A 555-nucleotide genomic window follows, 5' to 3' on the forward strand; every position below is an offset into this window, starting at 1 on the left:
CTGCTCAAGCTCCCGCTGCTCGGCTTGGATGCAGGCATACCGCTGCGGGTCAAGCGCCTTGGAATTGATTTTTGCCATAATAACAACTACCTCCTATGCTGTGTCAAAGTCATCCGCATCAATATGGATGGGCGCATACGGATCACTAAAATCATTTCGGCCGATCATGCCAAGATTGTCCAGACGAATGGATAATGCTGTTTTCGAGACGCCCAAACGCTTTGCCATTTCAGAAAACAACGCATATTCCTTGGGGGCAAATACTTTGTTCAGGAGTTTGATCTGCCGACCAAGGCCAAGCTCATCCATGTAGCGGTCGATCAGCTCACGGGGGAGTAGGAGATACGCCGTCAGCACATTTGTTTGCCATTCTACCCAGTCGGTGATGGGGTATGTGCAGCGTTCATCCGCAAGGCGGCAGATGAACGGCTGCGCACTTGGATTGTATTCCTCCGGGTAAAGCATACCGAGGATCTGATGCGCGGCTTCATGTACCAGAGTGAAATTCAACCGTCCCACCGATCCCGCATTTGCGAGGTTTTGATCCACATAGGC

1 protein-coding gene is annotated in these 555 nt (G+C 51.4%); it reads right to left on the bottom strand.

Going from position 1 to position 555, the window contains the following annotated elements; all coding sequences use genetic code 11:
• Window positions 1-93 precede the first annotated feature (93 nt).
• The coding region (locus H8Z83_RS19335; RefSeq protein WP_187016510.1) for an ImmA/IrrE family metallo-endopeptidase at window positions 94-555 on the bottom strand (462 nt) is incomplete at its 5' end.

Origin of the sequence: Dysosmobacter segnis, from assembly GCF_014297285.1 — a bacterium.
GTDB lineage: Bacteria > Bacillota > Clostridia > Oscillospirales > Oscillospiraceae > Oscillibacter > Oscillibacter segnis.